Raw genomic sequence first — 17,671 nt, 5'->3', positions numbered from 1 at the left:
GCTCCGGACGCGCGACAGCCCGCCGATGGGGGATGTCGGCGGGCTGTCGGTGGTGCGGGAAATGGCTGGTGGGCGCCGCTGTCGAGCAGCGGCGGCGACCGGGTGGATCAGTGGAAGGTGTGCTCCGCCGCCGGGAACGTGCCCCCGACGACCTCGTCGGCGAACTCCTTCGCCGCGTCGCCGAGGACCCGGCGCAGATTCGCGTACTGCTTGGTGAAGCGCGGCACCTTGCCGCCGGTCAGCCCGACCATGTCCGTGTAGACGAGCACCTGCGCGTCGGTCCCGGCACCGGCGCCGATGCCGATGGTCGGGATGTGCAGCGTACGGGTGACCTCGGCGGCCAGCTCGGCGGGGACCAGCTCCAGCACGACGGCGAACGCACCCGCGTCCTGGACGGCCTTGGCGTCCCGCAGCAACTGCTGGGCGGCCTCCTCGCCGCGGCCCTGGACCCGGTAGCCCATCGCGTTGACGGACTGGGGGGTCAGGCCGATGTGGGCCATGACCGGGATACCGGCCTCGACCAGCAGCCGGATCTGTTCGTGGGACCGCTCGCCGCCCTCCAGCTTGACCGCGCCGACGCCCGACTCCTTGATCAGCCGGGTGGCGTTGCGGAGTGCCTGTACGGGGCCTTCCTGGTACGAGCCGAAGGGCAGGTCGGCGACGACCATGGCGCGCTTGGTGCCCCGGACGACGGCGGCGGACAGCATGGCGATCTCGTCCATCGTGACAGGCACGGTGGTCTCGTAACCGAGGTGGACGTTGCCCATCGAGTCCCCGACGAGCATGACCGGGATCCCGGCCTCGTCGAAGACGGACGCGGTCATCGCGTCGTACGCGGTGAGCATGGGCCACTTCTCGCCGCGCTCGGTGGCGGCGGCGATGTCGTGGACGGTGATGCGGCGGGTGGACTTCCCTCCGTACAGCGCTTTGCTGCTGTCGGCGGGGGAGGACTGATTCTGCGCAGCCTGAAGCGACATGGCCAACGGCTCCTTCGTCATCTCGAGGCGCCCTGACGGCGTCCCCGGATCCCTTCCATGGTGGCATCCCGCCCCGCCCCTCGTGAAGTGGGCCCGCACACACCCCTCCGTACGGCCTCGTACGGCCTCATTGGGGAAAGCTTTAACAATACGAGACGGTCTCGTATCGAAACGGGGTCTAGACTCTCCGCATGCCCATACCGTCCGGCGCTCCCGCCGCCGTGCCCCGTGTTCCCGAGGCGATCCACCGCCGCCGCTGGTGGATCCTCGCCGTCCTCATGTTCAGCCTGCTCATCGTGGTGCTGGACAACTCGATCCTGAACGTCGCGGTCAAGACGATCGCCAGCCCCGCCCCCACCGGCATCGGCGCCACCCAGAGCGAGCTGGAGTGGGCGATCAACTCCTACACGCTCGTCTTCGCCGGCCTGCTGTTCACCGCGGGCCTGCTCGGCGACCGGATCGGCCGCAAGAAGGTCCTCCTCGCCGGCATCCTGGTCTTCGGCGTCGGCTCCGCCCTGGCCGCCTTCTCCACCTCGCCCGATGAGCTCATCACCTGGCGGGCGCTGATGGGCTTCGGCGCCGCCTTCGTGATGCCCGCCACCCTCGCCGTCCTGATGAACGTCTTCGAGCGCGACGAGCAGCCCAAGGCCATCGGCATCTGGGCGGGCAGCGTCGGCCTCGGCATCGCCATCGGCCCGATCACCGGCGGACTGCTCCTGGAGCACTTCTGGTGGGGCTCGATCTTCCTGGTGAACGTCCCCGTGGTCGTCCTCGCCCTGATCGCCATGGCGGTCCTGGTCCCCGACTCCCGCGACCCGAAGCCCGGAAAGGTCGACCCGCTGGGCGTCGCGCTCTCCATCGTGGGCCTGGTCCTGCTGGTGTACGGCATCATCCGGGGCGGCGAACTGGCCGACTTCACCGACACCACCGTCCTCCTCGCCATCGCCGGCGGGCTGCTCGTGCTGGCCGGATTCGTCTGGCACGAGAAGCGCAGCAGCCACCCGGCCATCGACATCACGTACTTCCGGAAGCCCGCGTTCTCCGCCGCCGTCGCCGCCATAGCGCTGGTCTTCTTCGCCCTCATGGGCGTGACCTTCTTCTCCGCCTTCTACCTCCAGAGCGTGCGCGGCTACACGGCCCTGGAGTCGGGTCTGCTGATCGTTCCGCTCGCGGCCGCCCAGATGATCTTCGCGCCCCGGGCCCGGCTGGTCGTCGACCGCTTCGGCGCCCGCGCGGTCTGCACGGCCGGCATGCTTCTCGTCGCGGCCGGACTCGCCTCGTTCGCCCTGTTCGACGCCGGTACGCCGGTATGGGTGATGTGCCTCGTCTTCTTCGTCCAGGGCACCGGGATGGCGCACATCATGCCGCCCGTCACCGTCGCCGTGATGCAGGCGCTGCCCCGCGAGAAGGCGGGTTCCGGTTCGGCCGTCAACAACACCTTCCGCCAGGTCGGCGGGGCGCTCGGCATCGCGGTCCTCGGCTCGGTGCTCTCCACCGTCTACCGGGGCGACATCGAGGGCCACCTCGGCGCGGTCCCGGCCGGGGCCCGGGACGTGGCGGGCGAGTCCATCGAGGCCACGCTCGGCGTCGCCGAGAAGCTCGGCCCGGTGGCCGGAAAACCCCTGGTCGTCGCCGCCAACGACGCGTTCATCAGCGCCATGCACGTGACCGCGCTCGGCTCGGCGGCCGTCGCCCTGATCGGCGCCGTGGTCGTCGGCCTGTTCCTGCCGGGCCGGCCCCCGGCCACGCCCGGGGCCACCGAGGAAGCCCGCCCCCCGGCGGAACAGCTGACCCGCTGAGCCGCTGACCCGACGAGGCCGTCGATCCGCGCCCCCTGGGTCGGCGAGAATCGGGGCGACGGACGTGCGCGGAACGTACTGCGGACGTACGAGGGATGGCGACGGCGCGACGAGAGGCGGCTTCACGGTGCAAGGCCAGGACGGCGAGCGGGTCCGGCACGGCGCACGGAAGGGGGGCGACCCGTCGCCCGGGACGTCGGAAGAGGTTCCGGCCGGGGCTCCGGGCGGGTCGCCGGACGCGGAGCCCCGCCGCGGACGCCCCCGCTCCGCCGCGGCGGAGCGGGCGATCCTGGACGCCGTCATCGCCCTCCTGGAGGCGGGCGAACCGCTCGCGGGCCTCTCCATCGAGCGCATCGCACGCACGGCGGGCGTCGGCAAGGCCACGATCTACCGCCGCTGGTCGGGAAAGGAGGAGCTCTTCGTCGACGTCGTACGGGACATGGAGCCCGACGACCCGCCGGTCTCCGGCACCGAGGGCCTCGCCGACCTCCGCGTCATGCTGGAATCCCTGCGCACCCGGGGCCTCGCCCAGCGCTCCTCGGCGCTGCTGCACAACATCTTCGCTCAGATGAAGAGCCACCCGAAGCTGTGGGACGAGTACCAGGGCACGGTCATCACCCCCCGCCGCGTCGCGATGCAGGAGGCGGTGCGGCGCGCGGTGGCCGCCGGAGAGCTGCGCGACGACCTCGACGTGGAGCTGATCGACGACCTCTTCGTCGGCCCCATGCTCGTCCGTGCGGTGCACCGCCCCGACGCGCCGCTGCCGGACGACCTCGCGGACCGCATCATCACCGCCCTGCTGCAGGGACTCGCCCCCACGGCACGAGTGTGATCGTTCTGTCACAAGCGCCACCGGTCGGCCCCGGCCCGGAACCCGTCGTCCCGGCTCCGTCGTCCTGGTCTCCGTACGGGATCCCCGTACGGTCGTCGGAGACGGGACACCGGAGGGGCCGCCATGTCGGCGGCCCGGCGGGCCGGTAGGTCGACGGCGGGAAAGACGCCGCTCATCACCTAGGGTCGAGGGCGCGGCGATGTGCAGGGCAAGGCAGTGAGGACAGCGCGATGGTGCAGGCGTACGGAGCGGACACGGACAACGGCAGCGCGGAGCAGCCCGGGGCCCGCGGATCCCGCTTCCGGGTCCTGTGGGCCCGGCTGAGAAACGACCGGGGCGTCTGGCGGCGAGGCATCCTCCTGGCCCTCTGTTCGGTGCTGCTGACCCTGCTGATGGTCGTCCACGCGCAGATTCCCAACCGCCTCGGCAACCTCGGCAGCCTCATCGAGACGTTCCTGCCGTGGGTCGCGCTCTTCATCCCGGTGCTGCTGGTCCTGGGCCTGCTGCGGCGCTCCGCGACCGCACTGATCGCGCTCCTGCTGCCCGCCGTGGTCTGGCTCAACGTCTTCGGCGGCCTGCTCACCGACAAGTCCGGCGGCGGCGGCGACCTCACCGTCGCCACCCACAACGTCAACGCGGGCAACCCCGACCCCGAGGGGACCGCCCAGCAGGTCGCCGGCTCCGGGGCGGACGTCGTGGCCCTCCAGGAGCTTCCGGGCCGGCAGGTCTCCACGTACGAGAAGTCGCTGGCCGGCCGCTACCCGTACCACTCGGTCCAGGGAACCGTGGGCCTCTGGAGCAAGTACCCGCTGGCCGACACCAAGCCGGTCGACATCAAGATGGGCTGGACCCGGGCGATGCGCTCGACGGTGAAGACCCCGCGGGGCGAGGTCGCGGTGTACGTGGCCCACCTGCCGTCCGTCCGTGTGAAGCTGCACGCCGGGTTCACCGCCAACCAGCGCGACGACAGCGCCGACGCGCTCGGCGAGGCCATCGCCGACGAACGCGTGGAGCGCGTCGTCCTGCTCGGCGACCTGAACGGCACGATGAACGACCGCTCGCTGAACGCGGTCACCGCGCAGATGCGCTCCACCCAGGGCGCGGCGGGCGACGGCTTCGGTTTCAGCTGGCCCGCCTCGTTCCCGATGGCCCGGATCGACCAGATCATGGTCAAGGGCGTCGAGCCGATGGCCTCCTGGACCCTCGCGGCGACCGACAGCGACCACCTCCCGATCGCGGCCCGCGTGAGGCTGTGATCACGGCCACGCAACCGTCCGTTCACCGCGTGGCACAAAACGTCTGCGACAATTTGTTCCAGTCGCATACATAAAGAGGACTCAGCCGTCGCCCGGCGTCCCCGCCGAGGCGACGGCTTCGTTCTGCCCCTGACCCGCGTGACCGCGAAAGGCTCTCCCCATGCCCCTGGCCCTCCTCGCCCTGGCCGTGAGCGCCTTCGGCATAGGCACGACGGAGTTCGTCATGATGGGCCTGCTGCCCAACGTGGCGGACGACCTCGGCACGTCCGTGCCCACCGCCGGATACCTCGTGTCTGCGTACGCGATCGGCGTCGTCCTAGGCGCACCGCTCCTCACCGGCCTCGGCTCCCGCATCCCGCGCAAGAGCATGCTCCTGGCGCTGATGGCGCTCTTCACCGTCGGCAACCTGGCCTCCGCGCTCGCCCCGGACTTCGGCTGGCTGGTCGCGGGCCGCCTCCTCGCAGGCCTCCCGCACGGCGCGTTCTTCGGCGTCGGGGCGGTGGTCGCCGCCCGGCTGGTCTCCGAGGGCCGCCAGGCGCGGGCGGTGGCGACGATGTTCCTCGGCCTGACGGTGGCGAACATCGTCGGCGTACCCGCCGCCACTCTCCTCGGCCAGCACCTCGGCTGGCGCGCCACGTTCCTCGTCGTCGCGGCGATCGGGCTGGCCGCGATGGCGGCCCTGGCCCGCCTGGTGCCCCGCATCCCGGTCGAGGCCCACCAGGACGTCCGCCGCGAACTGCGCGCCCTCGGCAACCGTCAGGTGCTCCTCGGCCTGCTCACCGCCGTCTTCGGCTTCGCCGGGGTCTTCGCCGTGTACTCGTACCTCTCGGCCATGACCACGAAGGCGATGGGCTTCGGCGAATCCTCCGTGACCCTGGTCCTGGCCCTCTTCGGCATCGGCATGACCCTGGGCGCCCTGGCCGCGGGCCCGCTCACGGACCGCGCGCTGCGCCCGACGCTGTACGGCTCGCTCGGCGCCCTCGCGGTGGTCCTCGTGGCGTTCCCGTTCACGGTGCACGTGCAGTGGGCGGCGCTGGCGATGGTGGTGCTGCTGGGCGCCGTGGGCTTCATGACGACGACCCCGCTCCAGATGCTGGTCATGAACAAGGCGAAGGACGCCCCGACCCTGGCGTCCGCCTCCAACCACTCCGCCTTCAACCTGGCCAACGCGGGCGGCGCATGGCTGGGCGGCGTGGCGATAGCGGCAGGCTGGGGCTGGACGTCGCCTGCCTTCGTGGGCGCGGTGCTGGCGGTGGCGGGCCTGGCGATAGCGGCGACGGCGGGCTACCTGGACCGGGGTCAGGGAAAGGGATCCCGGGTCGTGGCGGCCCATTCAGCCCGTCCGGCGCTGGAGGACGTCACGCGGGACGAGCCCGAGGTGACTTCGCCGTCGGCCAGGTCGGGCCACTCCGGCTAGCCCGGCGCCCCGTTCAGCCGTCCGGCGTTCGAGGACGGAACCGACGCGCCGGACGGGCCGGACACCCACGTGGGAACCAGCCCGTCCGGCGTTCGAGGGCAAGGCGGCCGCCGGACGCCCCGGCAACCACCCACCCCCGCTAGGACGACTCGCGCCAGCGATTCGTGATCGGCAGCCGCCGGTCCTTCCCGAACCCCTTGGGCGAGATCTTCGTCCCCGGCGGATACTGGCGCCGCTTGTACTCCGCCGTATCCACCATCCGCAACGTCTTCGCCACCAGTTCCGCGTCGAACCCGGCCGCCACGATGGCATCCATCCCCTGGTCCCGGTCGACGTACAGCTCCAAAATCGCGTCCAGGACCTCGTAGTCCGGCAGCGAGTCCGTGTCGACCTGCCCCGGCCGCAGCTCCGCGCTCGGCGGCTTGGTGATCGAGGCCTCGGGGATCGGCGGGGTCTGCCCCCGCTCCTCCGCCGCCCGGTTGCGCCACTTCGCCAGGCGGAACACCGACGACTTGTAGACGTCCTTGATCGGCCCGTACGCACCGACCGCGTCCCCGTAGAGCGTGGAGTAGCCGACCGCCAGCTCCGACTTGTTGCCGGGTGCCAGCACGATCTGCCCCTCCTGGTTGGAGATGGCCATCAGCGTCGTGCCCCGCAGCCGGGCCTGGAGGTTCTCCTCGGCCAGACCCGTGAGCTGCAACGACTCCATGTACGCGTCGAACATCGGCGCGATCGGAACCGTACGGAAGTTGAGCCCGGTACGCCGCGCCAGCTCGGCCGCGTCGCCCTTGGAGTGGTCCGAGGAGTACTTCGACGGCATCGAGACCCCGTACACGTTCTGCGCACCGAGCGCATCGCACGCGATGGCCGCGCAGATCGCCGAGTCGATCCCGCCGGAGAGGCCGATCAGCACACTGCTGAAACCGTTCTTCGCAGCGTACGCGCGGAGTCCCACGACCAGCGCCGAGTAGATCTCCTCCTCGTCCTCCAGCCGCTCCGCGTACCCGCCCGCGAGCTCCGGCTCGTACGCGGCGACCGGCTCGGCCGACAGCACGACATGGTCGATGCGCAGCCCGTCGTCGACCACGCCCGAAGGCGCCTCGGCCGCCGCGGCGGGCAGCTCCAGGTCGAGGATCACGCTGCCCTCGGAGAACTGCGGGGCGCGGGCGATGACCTCGCCCTCCTTGTCGACGACGATCGAGTCACCGTCGAAGACCAGCTCGTCCTGACCGCCGATCATCGCCAGATAGGCCGTCGTGCAGCCGGCCTCCTGGGCCCGCTTGCGGACCAGCTCCAGCCGGGTGTCGTCCTTGTCCCGCTCGTACGGCGAGGCGTTGATCGACAGCAGCAGCCCGGCCCCGGCGGACCGGGCGGCCGGGACGCGCCCGCCGTCCTGCCACAGGTCCTCGCAGATCGCGAGGGCCACGTCGATGCCGTGGACCCGGACGACGGGCATCGAGTCGCCCGGCACGAAGTACCGGAACTCGTCGAAGACGCCGTAGTTCGGCAGGTGGTGCTTGGCGAAGTTGAGCGCGATCCCGCCGCGGTGCAGCACCGCGGCGGCGTTGCGCGGGGAGCCGGCCGGCTGTCCGTAGCGCGCCGCGGCGTGCTCGGAGCGGTCCAGGTAGCCGACGACGACCGGCAGTTCGCCGAAGCCCTCCGCGTCGAGCCGGGCGGCCAGCGCGCGGAGCGCCTGCCGCGAGGCCTCGACGAAGGACGACCGCAGGGCCAGGTCCTCGACGGGGTATCCGGTCAGCACCATCTCGGGGAACGCCACGAGGTGGGCGCCCTGCTCGGCGGCGTGCCGGGTCCAGTGGACGATCGCCTCGGAGTTGCCGGCGAGGTCGCCGACGGTCGAGTCGATCTGATTCAGTGCGAGGCGTAGTTGAGGCACGTCCGCCAGTGTAATCGTCTTTCTGACGCGATGTCCCGGTGGGCCGGGCAAAATCTCCTTCGGCCCGTCGAAACCGCAGGTGGGAGCGGTTCTCCGCGCCAACCCGCCGAGGCTCGCGGGGGCAGTTCCGGTAACCGAGGACCGTCATCATCCCCGCCTCCGCGTGGTAGGCGTTGTGGCGGTGGACCATCCACGGCCCCGCATTGTCGGCGTCGAAGTCCACGGTCGACGACCGGTGCGGCAACACGATGGCGGTGTCCTTACGGGCCCCTGCGGCGTTCCCGCCGAGCGCGAAGGTGTGCCCGTGCGGATGCAGCGGATGCCACACGCCGTCCCGTTACCGAAGACGAGCCGCACCCGCCCGCCCGCCTCCACCGGCCGCCGCCCGTCGGCCCCGGGGGTGTCGTGCGGCGCGGGATGCTCGGCCATGGCGGCCGGCGACGGCGAGGTCGCCGACGGCGTGGACACCGCCGACATCCGGCCGATCCGCTGTGCTCGGCCGGATGACCGACCGTATGCATGGTGACGATGCCGAACAGCGTCAGCTGCCCGCACGTCACGCTCCTGCTCCGCGCCCTGCCCGCCATGCAGCGCCCCTACCCCTGGCGGGTATACGGGCGGACGACGGCCCGGCACCTCACCGCCGCGGCGGACCAAGGGCGCCGGGCCGCTCTCACGATCCGGCCGCTCAACTGCGGGAGTAGACCTTCTCCGCCCAGCCCGCGATCTGCTCCTCGGTGAGGTGCTGCGCGAGGTCGGCCTCACTGATCATGCCGACCAGCTTCTTGTTCTCGACGACGGGCAGCCGGCGGATGCGGTGGGTCTGCATCTCCTCCAGGACCGCGTCCACATCGGCCTCCGCCTCGATCCAGCGGGGCGTGCCCTGCGCGAGATCGCCCGCCGTGACCTTCGACGGGTCGTGCCCCTTGGCCACACAGCCGACGACGATGTCGCGGTCGGTGATGATGCCGACCATCCGGTCCGAGCCGCCGTCGGCGGAGACGGGCAGGGCGCCCACGTTGTGCTCGCGCATCAGCTGCGCCGCACGGTCGAGGGTCTCGTGGGCCGGGATCCAGCGGGCCCCGCTGTGCATGATGTCTTTGGCGGTCGTCATGGGGGATTTCCTCCTGCGTGCCGATGGCACTGCCGTACGGCCCCGAGCGCACCCATCGTCATCGGCCGGGAGGGCAGGCGCGACCGCAATCACCCGTTCGGGTGCGCCGACGCGGGGACGCAAGCTGACGCGGGGGCGGTAGGCCCCGGGCCCGCCGCCCCCGCGCGAGGCTCCTTTGGCGCGCCGGTCCTCAGGAACGCGGCTTCGCCCCGCGCTCGGTGAGCATGTCGCGCATGAGGCCCAGCTCGGACTGCTGCCCCTCGACCATGCCCTGGGCGAGCCGCTGCTCCACCGGGACGGTGCACCGGGAGGCACAGGCCTCGGCCATGGCCACACCGCCCTTGTGGTGGTCCGTCATCAGCTGGAGGTAGAAGACCTCGGCCTGCTTGCCGTCGAGGCGCGCGAGCCGGTCCAGCTCGGCTCGGGAAGCCATCCCCGCCATGAGCACACCGTCGCTCCCACCGTCCGGGTGGTGGCCGCCGTGAGCGTGCTCGTCCCCGCCGCTGCCGCCCATCCAGGCCATCGGGGGATCGCCGCCGGCCGCCACCTTGGGCAGCCCCCAGAGGTCGAGCCAGCCGAGGAGCATGCCGCGCTGGTTGGCCTGGGTGTTGGCGATGTCGTACGCGAGACGGCGTACGTCCTCGCCCTCCGTGCGGTCGCGGACGATGAACGACATCTCGACGGCCTGCTGATGGTGGACGGCCATGTCCCGGGCGAACCCGGCGTCGGCGGAGTCCGAGGCGGGTGTGCCGGCCGCGCGGGGCACCGGACCGTCCTCCCGGGCGGAGGCGACGGCGGCGGCCCCGGCGAAGAACAGGGCCAGGGCCACCGCTGCCCCGGCCGCCCACCGGACGCGCGCCGTCTTCCGGCGTTCGGCACCTGCTGCCGGGTCCGCAGGGTCCGTCGTACCGGTCACCGCGGTGCCGTTTCCAGCCCGCCGGTGCAGGGGGCGCCGGGCTCGGGCGTCTGGGCACCCTGGACGTACTGGGCGAGGAACCGGTCCACCCGCCGGTCGTCGGCGGAGTCCACGGTGACCTGCTTGCCCCAGGCGCTGAGCGTGATCGCGCCCTCCTGGCCGGCGTACGGGCTCATCAGGGTGAACGGGGTCTTCCTGACGCGTTCCGCGAGCGCGGCCACGTCGCCGTCGGCGGCCTTGCCGTTGTACGTGACCCAGACCGCGCCGTGCTCCAGGGAGTGGACGGCGTTGACGTCCGGGACGGCCTCTTCGTATACGTCGCCGTCGCAGTTCATCCAGGACGGGTTGTGGTCGCCGCCGACCGGAGGCTTCATCGGGTAGTCGACCGTGCCCGCCACGTGGTTGCGGCCGAGCTTCGCCGCGTCCCAGGACTTCAGCCCCTCGATGGCCCCGCCCTTGGCGTCGCCGTGCCCGCCCGGGTGCTTGCCGTCGTGGGCCGCCGAAGCGTTGTCGGACTTCTCGTCGGCCGCGGAGTTCTCCAGCAGCAGGAAGGAGCCGAAAGCGACGAGACCGGCCACGACGGCGGCGCTCAGCCCTATGGCGATGGCCCGGTTGCGGGTGGAGCGCGCGCCGGGGGCGGGGGCCTGCGGCTGGGGGTGCCGGGGATCGAAGCTCATGTCGTGGAGTCCTTCTGCGAAGGGGCCGGGAGGCGGGAGAACGGTCCGTGGACCAGAGTGCTCGGACGGGCGGGAAGCCGGAGGGGGAGCGGGCCCCGAAGCCGTCCGCCGCACGGTCGCCGATCGTAGTGGGTGGCCGAGTGCTCTCTCTCACACCGTGTGCGTAATCTGGGGGAAATCCCGGGTCGCGATACTGAAGTGTCCCCCTACCCCGGGCGGTGGTGCACGGACCGTCTGAACTGCAAGGATGTGGCAATGGACAAGCAGCAGGAATTCGTCCTCAGGACCCTTGAGGAGCGCGACATCCGCTTCGTGCGGCTGTGGTTCACCGACGTCCTCGGGTTCCTCAAGTCCGTCGCCGTCGCCCCGGCCGAGCTGGAGCAGGCCTTCGACGAGGGCATCGGCTTCGACGGCTCGGCGATCGAGGGCTTCGCACGGGTCTACGAGTCGGACATGATCGCCAAGCCGGACCCGGGCACCTTCCAGATCCTGCCCTGGCGTGCGGAGGCTCCCGGCACGGCGCGGATGTTCTGCGACATCCTCATGCCGGACGGCTCGCCGTCCTTCGCGGATCCGCGCTACGTCCTGAAGCGGATCCTGGCCAAGACGTCCGACCTGGGCTTCACCTTCTACACGCACCCCGAGATCGAGTTCTTCCTGCTGAAGAACAAGCCGGTCGACGGCACCCGCCCGACGCCGGCGGACAGCTCGGGCTACTTCGACCACACGCCGCAGAACGTCGGCATGGACTTCCGCCGCCAGGCGATCACCATGCTCGAATCGATGGGCATCTCGGTCGAGTTCAGCCACCACGAGGGCGCCCCCGGCCAGCAGGAGATCGACCTGCGGTACGCGGACGCGCTCTCCACGGCGGACAACATCATGACGTTCCGCCTGGTGATGAAGCAGGTGGCGCTGGAGCAGGGCGTGCAGGCGACGTTCATGCCGAAGCCGTTCTCGGAGTACCCGGGCTCGGGCATGCACACGCACCTCTCCCTCTTCGAGGGCGACCGCAACGCGTTCTACGAGTCGGGCGCGGAGTACCAGCTCTCCAAGGTCGGCCGCTCCTTCATCGCGGGCCTCCTGAAGCACGCGGCGGAGATCTCGGCCGTCACCAACCAGTGGGTCAACTCCTACAAGCGCATCTGGGGCGGCTCCTCCCGCGCGGCCGGTGCGGGCGGCGAGGCCCCCTCGTACATCTGCTGGGGCCACAACAACCGCTCCGCCCTCATCCGCGTCCCGATGTACAAGCCCGGCAAGACCGGCTCGGCCCGCGTCGAGGTCCGCTCCATCGACTCCGGCGCCAACCCGTACCTCACGTACGCGGTCCTGCTCGCCGCAGGCCTCAAGGGCATCGAGGAGGGCTACGAACTCCCGGCCGGCGCCGACGACGACGTCTGGGCCCTCTCCGACGCCGAACGCCGCGCGATGGGCATCGAACCGCTCCCGCAGAACCTGGGCGAGGCGATTTCGCTGATGGAGAAGAGCGAGCTGGTCGCCGAGACCCTGGGCGAGCACGTCTTCGACTTCTTCCTCCGCAACAAGAAGCAGGAGTGGGAGGAGTACCGCAGCGAGGTCACCGCCTTCGAGCTGAAGGCGCTGCTGCCGGTGCTGTAGCGGCACGGGGGACGGTTGTGGCCGTCGACGCGTGATCCCGGGCCGGAGGCGGTGAGCCTCCGGCCCGGTGCGTTCCGGCGGGTGCCGGGCAGCCTGGGGGCCGTCGCGGTTGCGCCGAGGCGGGTTGCTGATCACCCGGCCTGCGGAGGCTCCTTCAGCTTGGCCAGCCGAGCCGTGACGGCGACGATCCTCTCGATCGCCTCCTGGAGGAAAGCCGCTCCGGGTATTTCGCCGCTGTGGACCAGGTCGTTCCTGATGCGCCGCAGGTAGTCGAGTTCGCGCTTGAGGGGATCGGTGAGGTTCGGAATCCTGTTGATGAGAGCCCCCACACCCATGAAGCGCGTGTCCTCGGGGTCCACGACGGCGAGCCCGCGCAGGGTCTTCTCCAGCGCTGTCCATTTGGACCAGAACCTACCGACGATTTCATCGGACACCGCGGACTGGTCGGAAGCGGGGGGCTTCATGGACGAGAAGCTCATCTGGAATTGGATTTCTTCGAACCGTCGGTACCGCTCAGGATCCTCGGAAATGATCGCATCAATGACTTGATCGGCCAGCGGGCGCTCTTCCAGATCCTCATGGAGGGATGAAATGAAGGGCGCCAGCGAGTTGGGCGTGTTGAACTCCAGATCGGTGAGAAGCTGAAAGAGAAGGTCGACACGGCCGAGCCCTGACTCCTCGACCGGGCTTTTGCGTTCCTTGTTCGCGTGAGCGAGTATATGGGCGGCGAGTTCGTAGTGGTTGAGGAAGGTGCGGTCGGTGCTGGCGACGCGGACCTCTCCTGCCTTCTGCAGCATTTCGAGAGCGATTTCGCCGGCCAGGACCAGCCCGTTGAGTTGGTCCAGAATATGGAGTTCCTCCTCGGAGAGCCCTCCTTCGAGCGGCTTGTAGATGAGGTCGTGCTCGACCTCGGACCACGAGTGCATCAGAACGGAGGCGACTTGAATCTCCACTCGCGCTTTGGCGTACCTCTTGTCGCTGTCTCCCAGGCTGCGTTCGGACAGCTGGGCCCTGTAGTGTGCGGCGGAGTAGCCAGAGAATTTCTTGGAGGGGTTGGCTTTTCCGGGATCCGGAAAATCTCGCCTTTCCTCCAGGAGATGGAAGAACCTGTTGATGATTCTGTCCACGCGCTCCCGGTCTCCGGGGAAGTAGAGGGCGACGCGCACCCCTGCCAGGTCGACGATGTCGCTGTAGATGTCCTGGATCTTCTTATAGGGATCTTCCGCGTTGCGCTTCTCGCATTTCTCGGCAAGCCGGGATATGTCCTTGGCGCGATGGGTCACGATGCAGCGGATTCCTGACCTGTGGAGATTGCTTTCCAGCGTTTCGGCTGCCAGTCGGGCAGCTTGGCTGTAGAAGTCGTACTCTCTGATGTATCTGGAAATGAATTCCTCGATCAGTTGCATCCTCGGACCCGTCGTCGTGTCTACTGAGCCGTGCTGCACTATGCGTCGGACAACAGGATGCCCCAGGACAGCGGAGAGGTTTCCGTTTTTCAAGGAAGTCGGCCCCGTCGGCGATGGCACCGACAGGGGCCGCAGCCATTGGACAGTTCGTTCAGGATTGACGGCTATGCCCTCCGGGGAGAGGGTTGCACCTTCCGTAGCGTCATGTGGTCCGGTGGACGTACGTCCCAGCCCTGAGAGAAGGTCCCCGCCCATGCCCGCGTCTTTCGTGCCACCCCGTCAGGTCAAGATCGGCGACGCGGCCGCCTTTGCCGGCTGCACACCGCGGGCGATCCGCCACTACCACGGGATCGGCCTGCTCCCCGAGCCCGAGCGGGGCGGCGACGGCCGTCGCCGCTACGGGTACGAGGACATGATCCGCCTGCTGTGGATTCGCAGGATGACCGACGCCGGGATCGCGCTGGAGGACATTCGCGAGGCTTTCGCCACCGGCAAGGATTCCGCCGGGGCGGACGGCGGGGACGGTATCGAGGCCATGCTGGAGCGCGTGGAGGAATCCCTCGCCGCCCAAGAGGCGGAACTGCGGCGCCAACGGACCGCCGTGCAGCGGATGCGCGTCGAAGGCAGCCGGACGGGCCTGCTCTCCGACCTGGTCACCGAACGCCTCAAGGGCCTGCCCGAGGGCTCGCTGCGCCAGGCGGATCTGGACACCCTGCTGGTCACCGAGCGGATCTTCGGCCCGCTCGGAGCGGCCGTCCAGGCCACGCGCTTCGTCGCCCTGGCCACGCATCCCGCGCTGCGGGAGGAATCCGACCGCATCGACGACGCCGAGGAGGCGCTCGACGACAGCGTCGCCGTCGACGACCCACGGGTGGCTCAAGTGGCCGCCGAACGGCACGCCTTCGAAACCGCCCTGCACGCCGTCATCGAGGAGTCCGGCCTCGACGAGGCCGACGACGCCCTCTTCGATGCCTGGGACGCCGCGCACCCTGAGACCGGCGATGATGACGAGAACGGTTCGGTCTCCCACTCCGGCAGGGTCATGAGCGTGCTCGAAGCCGCCGGAAAAATGCCCTACGACTTCTCCCCGGCCCGCCTGCGCTGTATGGAACTGGCCGAAGAACTCTCCGTGCTCATGGAGGAGAAGGGGGAAGAGGGGGGTGGGAATCCACGGCTTGCACCATAGTCCCGAGGTGGCTCCCGGGGACCTTTGTGCCCACCCCCTTGACCGCGTACCTCGAAGGTCTGGCCGGTCTGCAACCACCGGGCAACCCGGCAAGGGGTACTGACAACGGCCCGGGCTTCCGGAGAGGGGCGCGGGCCGGGCGGGGCGCGGGCTCTACACCGGCGGGGTTCCCGGCGGTGACGGGGCCGGGGGAGGGCTGGGCAGCGGCGGGCCCGGGTCGGGCGGGAGCTTCGGGGGGCCGCCGCCGTGTCGGCCGTCGTCCAGGAGCTTGCGGGCCGTCAGGCGGTAGATGCCGAACGGCGGGAAGAGGTCGACGCGGCGCGGGTAGTCGCCCTCCGCGCACTCCTCGCAGAGCAGGTCGCGGCCGGCGGGGGTCTGCCGGGCGGCGGTGACCGGGGCGTTCCAGCACGCCTCGCAGTCGAGGACGTCCGTCGGGGAGAGGGCGATCATTCGGGCCTCCGGGGAGATGCCGGTAACGCCTGGCGGGTGCTGCGCATCAGGTGCCTCCGTCGCTGGTGGGGGTGGTGGGGGTGATGTGGCCGGAGGCCTCATCGGCGGGTCTCCCGCCAGGCGCGGACGAGCTTGGTCGCGTCGGGGCAGATCGCGCCGGTCCGGCAGGCGGTGCAGGCCATCGTGTGGCCGAGCAGGGCGCGGTAGGCCGTGTCGGGGGATTCGGTCGTGGTCACGTTCGCCTCTCTGCTGATCTCGGCCCAGACGTACTCGGCCGTGCGGGTGCGCGTGTGCCCGTAGCGGTCCGCCGTGGCCAGGGCGGCGAGGACGGCCGCGTGGGCGGTCGCGCTCAACTCGGCGGGGAGATCGGCCTCGACGCGGAGGACGTCCAGGTCGGTGGCCACGCGCGGTTCGGTGCCTGTGGCGGCGGTGAGCATGCCGGTCAGCGCCGCGACCCGCGCCTGTGCAGAGCGCACACTTCTCCCCTGGTGAACCGACTGTCACGCCATGTAATGCTGAGTATTCAGCTTCAACCTGATGGGTTAGCTTTGTCAACAGCGACGCCCATTTCGACGCCGAACCCACGGAGCTGCTCAAATGCCACGTGATACGCCGTACTTGCAGGTGGCGGACAAGCTGCGGGCTCGCATCCGAGCCGGTGAATGGGCCGTCGGCGACAAGCTGCCGTCCCGGGCGCGGTTCGCGGAGGAGTACGGCGTCGGTCAGTCCGTGGCGCAGCGGGCCATGGAGCGTCTGATCATCGAGGGCATCCTCGAAGGCCGCGCCGGTTCCGGTACGTACGTCCGCCGGGCCCGTGAGCGCCAACGCATGATCCGCTCACGCCACCGCGAGCAGCGGAACGGAAGTCCGTTCGCCTCGGACATGGCCGAACTCGACCACGAGGCGGACTGGGAGTGCACCAGCACGGCCCGCGTCCCCGCGCCCGAGGACATCGCGGAACGCCTGGCGATCGAGCCCGGCGACCTCTGTGTCGTGACCGACTACGAGTTCCTCGCCGACGGTCTGCCCGTACAGCTCGCCAGGAGCTGGGAGCCGATGGCCATCACGGACGGGACGCCGGTCCTGCTCCCGGAGATGGGCCCGTACGGCAAGATCGGCGTCGTCGAGCGGATGCGCTCCATCGGTGTGGACATCGCCACCGGCATCGAACTGCCCCGCCCGGCCCGCGCGACGCGTGAACAGGCCAACCTCCTCGGGATCTCCATCGGTGACCTGGTCATCGAGATCGAGCGCACGTACTTCGACCGCGAGGGCCGCCCCGTGGAGACGGCCGACGTCGTCGTGCCGGACATCCGCTGGGAGATCGCCTACGAGATCCGCATCGACCGGCCGGACTCCTGAGGCGGGCCGCCGAGGGGGCGGGTTCACCGGCGGGCCCGAGCCTTCGGAAGCCCCGCCCTCACGCGAACCCCCGCCCCATCTCGTCCAGGATCTCGTCGATCACCGCCGCCGGCTCCCGCGCCAGGTCCTCCTCGATCCACATGCGCATCGCGATCCGCAGCGAGGCGAGGAAAGCCGCCGCCAGGACGATCGGGCGGACCGGGGCCGACGGTGGGCCGGGGCGGGCTGCCACCGCTTCGGCCAGGTCGCGTTCCAGGGCGGCGTGGTTGGCCAGCTGGCGTGCCAGCAGCGAGGGGTGACGCATCGCCAAGCGGGTGCGGATCGCCCATTCGCGTTCCGGGGGCGCCACACGGTCCGCGAACTGGGCCACCGCCGCGCGCAGGGCCGGCCAGGCGGGTTCGTCTGCGGGGCGGTCGCGGACCGTGCGGACCAGGGCCCTGATCTGCTGCTCCTCGCCGTAGAGGAGGGCGTCCTCCTTGTTGGTGAAGTGGTTGGAGAACGTTCTGCGGGAGATCCCGGCCGCGTCCGCCACCGCCTCGACCGTCACACGGTCGAATCCGTGCTCCACCGTCAGGCGCAGGGTCGCCTCGTGCACGGCCTGGCGGGTGGCTTCCTTCTTGCGTTCCCGGAGTCCCGGTTCCGCGGTGCTGCTGTCCATGGGGGGCATTATCCCCGGGGTGTGAAATTGTTGCGCAGTGGGCAAAATTGCCCAGTGTGCATGTATGGTGAAGCCTTCTCCCGTCCGTACGGGGTCGTGCACGGATTCGC

Annotated in this window: 16 protein-coding genes and 1 pseudogene; 7 read left to right on the top strand and 10 right to left on the bottom strand. The window is 70.3% G+C overall.

The genetic code is table 11. From position 1 onward, the window contains the following. Positions 1 to 107: 107 nt before the first annotated feature. Positions 108 to 977: a 3-methyl-2-oxobutanoate hydroxymethyltransferase gene (panB, locus tag RNL97_RS08775; protein WP_030583852.1), complete on the bottom strand. Its 870-nt coding sequence runs from the start codon at positions 975 to 977 to the stop codon at positions 108 to 110. Between the two features lie 191 nt (positions 978 to 1,168). Between panB and RNL97_RS08770 the strand changes: the two genes are divergently transcribed. From RNL97_RS08770 to RNL97_RS08755, 4 genes are all read left to right on the top strand, one after another. After that, positions 1,169 to 2,776: a DHA2 family efflux MFS transporter permease subunit gene (locus RNL97_RS08770; RefSeq protein WP_243313869.1), complete on the top strand. Its 1,608-nt coding sequence runs from the start codon at positions 1,169 to 1,171 to the stop codon at positions 2,774 to 2,776. Between the two features lie 127 nt (positions 2,777 to 2,903). Continuing rightward, positions 2,904 to 3,608 (top strand): TetR/AcrR family transcriptional regulator, encoded by a 705-nt coding sequence (locus RNL97_RS08765; RefSeq protein ID WP_243313866.1) that lies wholly within the window; start codon positions 2,904 to 2,906, stop codon positions 3,606 to 3,608. Positions 3,609 to 3,838: 230 nt separating this feature from the next. Then, positions 3,839 to 4,864 carry an endonuclease/exonuclease/phosphatase family protein gene (locus tag RNL97_RS08760; RefSeq protein ID WP_030583843.1) on the top strand — a complete coding sequence of 342 codons (1,026 nt, stop codon included), beginning with the start codon at positions 3,839 to 3,841 and terminating at the stop codon, positions 4,862 to 4,864. A gap of 160 nt (positions 4,865 to 5,024) precedes the next feature. Then, on the top strand, positions 5,025 to 6,281 hold the full coding sequence (locus tag RNL97_RS08755; protein WP_243313864.1) for an MFS transporter: 1,257 nt from the start codon (positions 5,025 to 5,027) through the stop codon (positions 6,279 to 6,281). 139 nt (positions 6,282 to 6,420) lie between these two features. Here RNL97_RS08755 and RNL97_RS08750 read toward each other — a convergent pair whose 3' ends face one another. The 5 genes and pseudogenes from RNL97_RS08750 to RNL97_RS08730 all read right to left on the bottom strand — a co-directional run bounded on the left by RNL97_RS08750 (position 6,421) and on the right by RNL97_RS08730 (position 10,882). Beyond that, the gene (locus tag RNL97_RS08750) at positions 6,421 to 8,175 is read right to left on the bottom strand and encodes an NAD+ synthase (protein WP_030583838.1); all 1,755 of its coding nucleotides are present in this window, start codon (positions 8,173 to 8,175) and stop codon (positions 6,421 to 6,423) included. Positions 8,176 to 8,302: 127 nt separating this feature from the next. Then, positions 8,303 to 8,568, bottom strand: a pseudogene (locus RNL97_RS08745) (multicopper oxidase domain-containing protein); the annotation flags it as partial. A gap of 295 nt (positions 8,569 to 8,863) precedes the next feature. Then, positions 8,864 to 9,289 carry a CBS domain-containing protein gene (locus tag RNL97_RS08740; protein WP_030583835.1) on the bottom strand — a complete coding sequence of 142 codons (426 nt, stop codon included), beginning with the start codon at positions 9,287 to 9,289 and terminating at the stop codon, positions 8,864 to 8,866. A gap of 190 nt (positions 9,290 to 9,479) precedes the next feature. Then, positions 9,480 to 10,205, bottom strand: coding sequence for a DUF305 domain-containing protein (locus RNL97_RS08735; protein ID WP_030583832.1), 726 nt, complete (start codon positions 10,203 to 10,205; stop codon positions 9,480 to 9,482). After that, positions 10,202 to 10,882 (bottom strand): DUF3105 domain-containing protein, encoded by a 681-nt coding sequence (locus RNL97_RS08730; RefSeq protein ID WP_030583829.1) that lies wholly within the window; start codon positions 10,880 to 10,882, stop codon positions 10,202 to 10,204. The genes RNL97_RS08735 and RNL97_RS08730 overlap by 4 nt, the downstream gene beginning before the upstream one ends. 255 nt (positions 10,883 to 11,137) lie before the next feature. Here RNL97_RS08730 and glnA point away from each other — a divergent pair, with 255 nt between their 5' ends. After that, on the top strand, positions 11,138 to 12,499 hold the full coding sequence (gene glnA / locus RNL97_RS08725; RefSeq protein WP_006124033.1) for a type I glutamate--ammonia ligase: 1,362 nt from the start codon (positions 11,138 to 11,140) through the stop codon (positions 12,497 to 12,499). Between the two features lie 131 nt (positions 12,500 to 12,630). Here the strand turns inward: glnA and RNL97_RS08720 are convergent, their stop codons facing one another. After that, complete coding sequence (locus RNL97_RS08720) at positions 12,631 to 13,905, bottom strand: GTP pyrophosphokinase (RefSeq protein WP_030583826.1); 1,275 nt, start codon at positions 13,903 to 13,905, stop codon at positions 12,631 to 12,633. Between the two features lie 253 nt (positions 13,906 to 14,158). On the opposite strand from RNL97_RS08720, the gene RNL97_RS08715 reads away from it, so the two are divergent. Continuing rightward, entirely contained in the window at positions 14,159 to 15,091 is a 933-nt protein-coding gene (locus RNL97_RS08715; RefSeq protein WP_030583823.1) for a MerR family transcriptional regulator, read from the top strand. Between the two features lie 153 nt (positions 15,092 to 15,244). On the opposite strand, the gene RNL97_RS08710 is transcribed toward RNL97_RS08715, so the two are convergent. Then, positions 15,245 to 15,541, bottom strand: coding sequence for a hypothetical protein (locus RNL97_RS08710; protein ID WP_030583820.1), 297 nt, complete (start codon positions 15,539 to 15,541; stop codon positions 15,245 to 15,247). Positions 15,542 to 15,639: 98 nt separating this feature from the next. Next, positions 15,640 to 15,978: a hypothetical protein gene (locus RNL97_RS08705; protein ID WP_279344327.1), complete on the bottom strand. Its 339-nt coding sequence runs from the start codon at positions 15,976 to 15,978 to the stop codon at positions 15,640 to 15,642. 160 nt (positions 15,979 to 16,138) lie between these two features. Here RNL97_RS08705 and RNL97_RS08700 point away from each other — a divergent pair, with 160 nt between their 5' ends. Next, entirely contained in the window at positions 16,139 to 16,903 is a 765-nt protein-coding gene (locus RNL97_RS08700) for a GntR family transcriptional regulator (RefSeq protein ID WP_243313860.1), read from the top strand. Between the two features lie 58 nt (positions 16,904 to 16,961). Here RNL97_RS08700 and RNL97_RS08695 read toward each other — a convergent pair whose 3' ends face one another. Next, positions 16,962 to 17,561: an acyl-CoA-like ligand-binding transcription factor gene (locus RNL97_RS08695; RefSeq protein ID WP_030583811.1), complete on the bottom strand. Its 600-nt coding sequence runs from the start codon at positions 17,559 to 17,561 to the stop codon at positions 16,962 to 16,964. Between the last annotated feature and the right edge of the window lie 110 nt (positions 17,562 to 17,671).

The organism is Streptomyces parvus, from assembly GCF_032121415.1.
GTDB classification, from domain to species: Bacteria; Actinomycetota; Actinomycetes; order Streptomycetales; family Streptomycetaceae; genus Streptomyces; species Streptomyces globisporus_A.
This window is presented reverse-complemented; position numbering and strand designations above follow the sequence as displayed.

Bases quoted from the DNA above. Each gene is read 5' to 3' on its own strand.
- panB (WP_030583852.1), bottom strand. From the start codon at position 977: ATGTCGCTTCAGGCTGCGCAGAATCAGTCCTCCCCCGCCGACAGCAGC.
- RNL97_RS08770 (WP_243313869.1), top strand. From the start codon at position 1,169: ATGCCCATACCGTCCGGCGCTCCCGCCGCCGTGCCCCGTGTTCCCGAG.
- RNL97_RS08760 (WP_030583843.1), top strand. From the start codon at position 3,839: ATGGTGCAGGCGTACGGAGCGGACACGGACAACGGCAGCGCGGAGCAG.
- RNL97_RS08755 (WP_243313864.1), top strand. From the start codon at position 5,025: ATGCCCCTGGCCCTCCTCGCCCTGGCCGTGAGCGCCTTCGGCATAGGC.
- RNL97_RS08740 (WP_030583835.1), bottom strand. From the start codon at position 9,289: ATGACGACCGCCAAAGACATCATGCACAGCGGGGCCCGCTGGATCCCG.
- RNL97_RS08730 (WP_030583829.1), bottom strand. From the start codon at position 10,882: ATGAGCTTCGATCCCCGGCACCCCCAGCCGCAGGCCCCCGCCCCCGGC.
- glnA (WP_006124033.1), top strand. From the start codon at position 11,138: ATGGACAAGCAGCAGGAATTCGTCCTCAGGACCCTTGAGGAGCGCGAC.
- RNL97_RS08720 (WP_030583826.1), bottom strand. From the start codon at position 13,905: ATGCAACTGATCGAGGAATTCATTTCCAGATACATCAGAGAGTACGAC.
- RNL97_RS08715 (WP_030583823.1), top strand. From the start codon at position 14,159: ATGCCCGCGTCTTTCGTGCCACCCCGTCAGGTCAAGATCGGCGACGCG.
- RNL97_RS08710 (WP_030583820.1), bottom strand. From the start codon at position 15,541: ATGATCGCCCTCTCCCCGACGGACGTCCTCGACTGCGAGGCGTGCTGG.
- RNL97_RS08705 (WP_279344327.1), bottom strand. From the start codon at position 15,978: ATGCTCACCGCCGCCACAGGCACCGAACCGCGCGTGGCCACCGACCTG.
- RNL97_RS08700 (WP_243313860.1), top strand. From the start codon at position 16,139: ATGCCACGTGATACGCCGTACTTGCAGGTGGCGGACAAGCTGCGGGCT.
- RNL97_RS08695 (WP_030583811.1), bottom strand. From the start codon at position 17,561: ATGGACAGCAGCACCGCGGAACCGGGACTCCGGGAACGCAAGAAGGAA.